The sequence below is a fragment of the Hyphomicrobiales bacterium genome (assembly GCA_016710435.1).
Classification (GTDB): Bacteria; Pseudomonadota; Alphaproteobacteria; order Rhizobiales; family Aestuariivirgaceae; genus Aestuariivirga.
Window position 1 is genome coordinate 1 of record JADJVV010000036.1, and the last position, 4759, is coordinate 4759.

Sequence of the window (4759 nt, forward strand, 5' to 3'; positions counted from 1 at the left end):
TGCAAACGATCTGCTCGATCTATTCCTCGCTGCGCAGGCTAGTCAGAACCACAGCGTCCGCACTATCGAATGGTATCGCTATGAAATTCAGCGATTTTTCACCTGGTTGCAGACCAACAATCTGCATAATGGAAACTGGCTGCAACCATCGGTCATTGAGCGTTACCTTGCCGCCAGTCGTGACGGTGGCAATCAGCCGGCTACAGTTGCCGGCCACCACCGCGGGTTGCGCGTTTTCTTCGGTTGGCTGGTGGAACGCTCCTACATCGACCGGTCCCCGCTGGCTGATGTCAAGCCGCCAAAGGTGCCAAAGAAGCAACCAAAGCGCGCTGTGCTCAGTGAGTACGTGCGCCTGCTAGACTGCCTGCCATCGGATGATTGGATTGGGCTACGCGACCGATTGATCGTCAACGTGTTATTTCTGTGCGGCGTGCGCCTTGGTGAGTGCGCCAGGCTGCGAGCGGTGGACTTCCGCACTGCGGAGCATGTGTTGCAGGTGGACGGTAAGACCGGTCCGCGTCTGGTGCCATTGCTGCCGGCTGTCGAAAAGGCGTTCATGGCCTACCTGTTCGTGCGTCCGGCCTGGACTGACGACCACCTGTTCCTGGCTGCCAATGGAGCCAAGCAACCGAAAGGCGTCATTTTGCCGGGTGGCATTTACCAGATGCTTCGTCGTCACTGCCGGACGGCTGGAATGCGTATGCTGAATCCTCATTCGTTCCGGCACGGGCTGGCGATGATGATGCTGAATGAGCGACACGCCGACATGAGTCTGGTACAAAAGGTCTTGGGTCACAGCCAGATTTCAACGACATCGGCTTTTTATGCGGAGTGGTTGACCGATGGCATGGTCAAGGAATTTGCGGAGAAAATGCGAGGTTTAGGGCTGAAACCATGAACATCAGATTATGTAGTCTGTGTGTCATGGCCCAGGTAATCGCCAAAGGCAGATTGTGGCTCTGGGTGTCGTGGGTTCAATCCCCACCGGTCGCCCCAAACCTGAAAACTGAGTCATTTGGTTTTCAAGGTGCACTTTTAGCAGCCGTCCCATTCTTCTTGATCCGTCGGGTGGGACGGCTGCTACTAGAATCACTCGATAGTCGACCAGTCCAGCTTGATACCCTTTTTCTTGGCATATTCCACGACGGCCGACTTATCAACGTAGCGCCACCCATCGTCCGAAAAGCGAACGCTTGGTAGCTGGCCATTGTCGATCAGGCGGCGAATCGTGTCTGGACTGACGCCAAATAACTTTGCGATCTCTGGCGGCGTCAGATTCTCCACGTGATTCCCCTTGCTTGATTCACTTTTGCGAGTTTTGCAACTTTATAGTACGCCCGATTGGTGTATACTGTCAATACCCAATTTTCCCCAATCGCAGCGAAGGGAGTCCCCATGGTGCGCTTGATTGCTGTCTCCGTGTTGGTCGCTATCCTGCTGTCTGCCTGCGGTGGATCCACCGGCTACCCGGTGTCGATACCTGAGCGCGCCGAGCCGATAGCAACCCGCGTAGTGGCACCGACGGCGATGCCAAGGACGCGCGCTGTCACCTGGTGCCCAGATTGCCGGACTGCCGGCATGCTGGCGAACGTCTGGAAGGAGCCGACGGACAACCCGACGCACAAATGCGTGCTAGGCTGGGAGCAAGAGGTGGAAGTGGTCAGCACGCGGGGTATTTGGTCGCAGATCGACGGCCCTGGCTGCGACGGCTGGATTACCACTAGCTTGCTGAAAGCCAAGCCCTAGAATCCCACTAGCCAGATTCAAGCCGCGCTTGAATCGTAGCACGTCCGTGCTACAATCGAGTCAGCCCGGCTTCGGGGGAACGCGACCGCCTTGGGGTTGAAAGCCTGGACAGTCGTGTGCACAAATCGACATCCACGTCGTGAGTGCGAGCCGGGCCCCTTCCACGATAATGAAGCGCCACAAGCCATCCAGCCATCTGGGTGGCTTGTTGGTTTGCCAGGGCGCGGCGAGCCGATCCCCGCCAAACCTTGAATTAGTAGACCATGCGTGCTATAGTATCCTTAACAAGATATAAGTTTTACTTATAGAAGGGGACTATGGACGAAGCTCCGGTTCAACCAGCCGCAATTCCCGAACAAATCCTCACGCAGCCACAAGCCATCAATCTATATTTTGTCGCCGTCATTGCCCTGGCCATCGCCGTGGTGCTGACCATCGCGGGCGGGCTTGTTCTGGCCGCGCTCAAACTGCCCGTTCCTGGCGAGCTAATTGCGCTGGGCGGCGTGGCGCTGGGTGCGCTGGCCGCCATGGTGGCGCCCGGCGAAAAGGGCGCGTAGTAGTGTGGAGAAACGCACCGAATTTCCCGCGTTGGAAGCGCGCAAATCATATCTCGAACGCCAGCACTACGAAGCGAGCCAACAGGCGAACGATGCCATGCGGGCCGGGAAAGTGGATAGCGGGCCGATGCTGTGGATTGCCGCTATCCGTGACGAACTGGATGAGTTGACCTATGTGTTGCGCGTGCTTGGCTCACCGTCCTCCCGCATTGATGTCGCCGGCCACACGCTGCTGATTGCGTTTGGTGCGCTTGCGCTGATCATGTTGGCGCAACTCGCGATTCTGATGGCGGTGGGGCATTGACACATATGGATACCAGCCTGATCAGACTCTTATCTCAGGTGGCGCTAGTCGGTTGGTGCGCGGCAGAGGGGATCGTGCTGATCCTCTCGCGGGGACACGCGACGCAGGTGTCCGGCGTGCGGGTCGCGCTTGTCGGGCTGTTCTGCTTTGGCGCGTGGATGTTCTTGTCGGCGATCAGCATCAAGGACACTCAGATATTCCCGCGCGAGTCCCTGCTTTGGACCTTTGCGCTGTTGGAGGCGGGGACGGCCACGGCGGCGTGGGGCTGGCTGATCCTGAATGTCAAGCGATCGTTTCGGCTGTCGCTGGGCGGCGCGAGTTGATGGCTGACGATACATTGGATACCAGTGGCCCGATCACGTGGATGGATGCAGTCAAGCGCCTGACGGCACGGCTGGATGAACTGGACGCTGCGATGTCGTCTGAGTTGGGACGCATCGAAACGATGGCGCGGCATGCATTAGGCGAGCGCATGCACAGCCATGTTGACGACGCGTTCTATCCGCCACTGCGAGCGGGCGTGCTGATCATCCGCAGTCCCGACGGCACAATCAACGCACAGCACATCATGGTGCGACACATACCGCTCCTAGACGCGCCGACTGCTATCCACTACCTGCGCACTGGCGGCGTGGCGTTCGTGCAGGCTACGGTGGCCGGCTACGTGCTGGATGCGCTTGGGGTGCCGCGGGATGAAAGCGCGTGACCTATCTTGATCTGGGCATACTGTTCGTGCTGTCCGCCATCCTGTGGTGCCTGTTGGCATTCGGCCTGGCTGCATGGACGCATTTCGCAGTGTGGGCGCCATGGATCGGCTGTGGAGGTGAGATGGCACGCTAGGCGACAGGGTCAGGAGGCAAGCGCGAGACACTGACAGGCGTCTTCCAGTTTCTCGTGACCTTGGCTAGCGTCGCTCTAGGCAGCCTGTTGTACATGGCCGCGTCAGAGTTGATCGAGCGCAGGACCGGCAAGACCTTCTACCAGTTGTGGCGCGACCGCAAGGGGAGGCAGTGATGGCAAAAGAAGACAGGGGGATACGATGAACATAGGGCCACTTTCACCAGTTTTCACACCACTTAGCATGGCGTTGCGATTCCATGAGATCTATGAGGAACTCGCGCCGTCGTTTGGGTACGAGACGCGGACGGAGACGCGTCGGTTCGATCCGGAGTCAGCCAACGGGCGATTGATGACTGCCGTATGCGAGGTGATTATTCGCGATATTCGGGCGGGTACGTGGGTTGCTCCTGTTGCAGAGGATGGGAATGCCATATGATGATAGGCTGGTCAACCCCAATTCAAGCCCTGGAGCGCATCGCCGATGAAGAAGAACGTCGGCACGCGCAACGGGTGATGGATGCGCGCGATGCGCTGAATGAAGAATGGTTCCGCGAATGGGGTCACAACCTAAACGAACGACTCACCGCTTGGAACGCAGACGTAGAGCGCATCAGTGCCGCAGCCCCACCAGCGCCAAGGTGCCAGCGTGCGGGCATTACGACCAACAGGGGCCATGGCACGCCCAAGGCGCGTCGCCAGATGGCTAAGGCGTCACGACGCAGGAACCGTGCCTGATGCTTACTTTTGATTGCTTCCAAGAGGATTACCGCGACGGCGTGAAGCGGGTGACTATCAACGTCAGATACGTGGAATCGGTTGTAGAAGGCCAACGCAAGGCAGCCGGTTATACGAATGTGGCAATCATCACGCTTGCCAGTGGCGAAAGGCATACCGTACTTGATGGCGCACGCAATGTGGCGCAGAGAATAAAGGAGCAATTCGCACTGGAGTATCCTGCCTGATGCCACTACGCCCACCTAGCGCATGCCGCAAGCCAGGTTGCCGCGGTCTCGTGCGCGATGGCGTGTGCTCCGTGTGCGGGCCGCTGCGCAGGGCCGTGCAATTTGACCAGGATGCGCGGCGCGGAACGGCGGCACGTCGCGGCTACGGCAGCCGATGGCAGCGCGTACGCATGATGTACTTGCAGGCACATCCGCTGTGTGCGATGTGCGAAAAAAGCGGGCGTGTCAGCCAGGCTACCGACGTGCACCATGTGGAAAAGAAGCGCGACGGCGGGCCGGACATGGCGGAGAACTTGATGGCATTGTGTCATGTCTGTCACAGCAAGATCACCGCGGCGGGCAAATGAGCC

At 58.7% G+C, this 4759-nt stretch carries 8 protein-coding genes; 7 read left to right on the plus strand and 1 reads right to left on the minus strand.

Going from position 1 to position 4759, the window contains the following annotated elements:
- Positions 1 to 898, plus strand: an 898-nt coding sequence (locus IPM06_20755) for a tyrosine-type recombinase/integrase (GenBank protein ID MBK8772841.1), incomplete at its 5' end; no start/stop codon positions are given.
- A 191-nt stretch (positions 899 to 1089) separates the two neighbouring features.
- Here the strand turns inward: IPM06_20755 and IPM06_20760 are convergent.
- Positions 1090 to 1284, minus strand: coding sequence for a helix-turn-helix domain-containing protein (locus tag IPM06_20760; protein MBK8772842.1), 195 nt, complete (start codon positions 1282 to 1284; stop codon positions 1090 to 1092).
- A 779-nt stretch (positions 1285 to 2063) separates the two neighbouring features.
- On the opposite strand from IPM06_20760, the gene IPM06_20765 reads away from it, so the two are divergent.
- The 6 genes from IPM06_20765 (at position 2064) to IPM06_20790 (ending at position 4756) form a co-directional block, all read left to right on the plus strand.
- Positions 2064 to 2303 (plus strand): hypothetical protein, encoded by a 240-nt coding sequence (locus tag IPM06_20765; GenBank protein MBK8772843.1) that lies wholly within the window; start codon positions 2064 to 2066, stop codon positions 2301 to 2303.
- A gap of 4 nt (positions 2304 to 2307) precedes the next feature.
- Complete coding sequence (locus tag IPM06_20770; GenBank protein MBK8772844.1) at positions 2308 to 2607, plus strand: hypothetical protein; 300 nt, start codon at positions 2308 to 2310, stop codon at positions 2605 to 2607.
- 74 nt (positions 2608 to 2681) lie between these two features.
- Positions 2682 to 2930, plus strand: a complete 249-nt coding sequence (locus tag IPM06_20775; protein MBK8772845.1) for a hypothetical protein — start codon at positions 2682 to 2684, stop codon at positions 2928 to 2930.
- Complete coding sequence (locus tag IPM06_20780) at positions 2930 to 3313, plus strand: hypothetical protein (protein ID MBK8772846.1); 384 nt, start codon at positions 2930 to 2932, stop codon at positions 3311 to 3313. Before IPM06_20775 ends, IPM06_20780 begins: the two co-directional genes overlap by 1 nt.
- A gap of 868 nt (positions 3314 to 4181) precedes the next feature.
- The gene (locus IPM06_20785) at positions 4182 to 4409 is read left to right on the plus strand and encodes a hypothetical protein (GenBank protein ID MBK8772847.1); all 228 of its coding nucleotides are present in this window, start codon (positions 4182 to 4184) and stop codon (positions 4407 to 4409) included.
- Positions 4409 to 4756 carry an HNH endonuclease gene (locus tag IPM06_20790; GenBank protein ID MBK8772848.1) on the plus strand — a complete coding sequence of 116 codons (348 nt, stop codon included), beginning with the start codon at positions 4409 to 4411 and terminating at the stop codon, positions 4754 to 4756. Before IPM06_20785 ends, IPM06_20790 begins: the two co-directional genes overlap by 1 nt.
- The last annotated feature ends 3 nt before the right edge of the window (positions 4757 to 4759 follow it).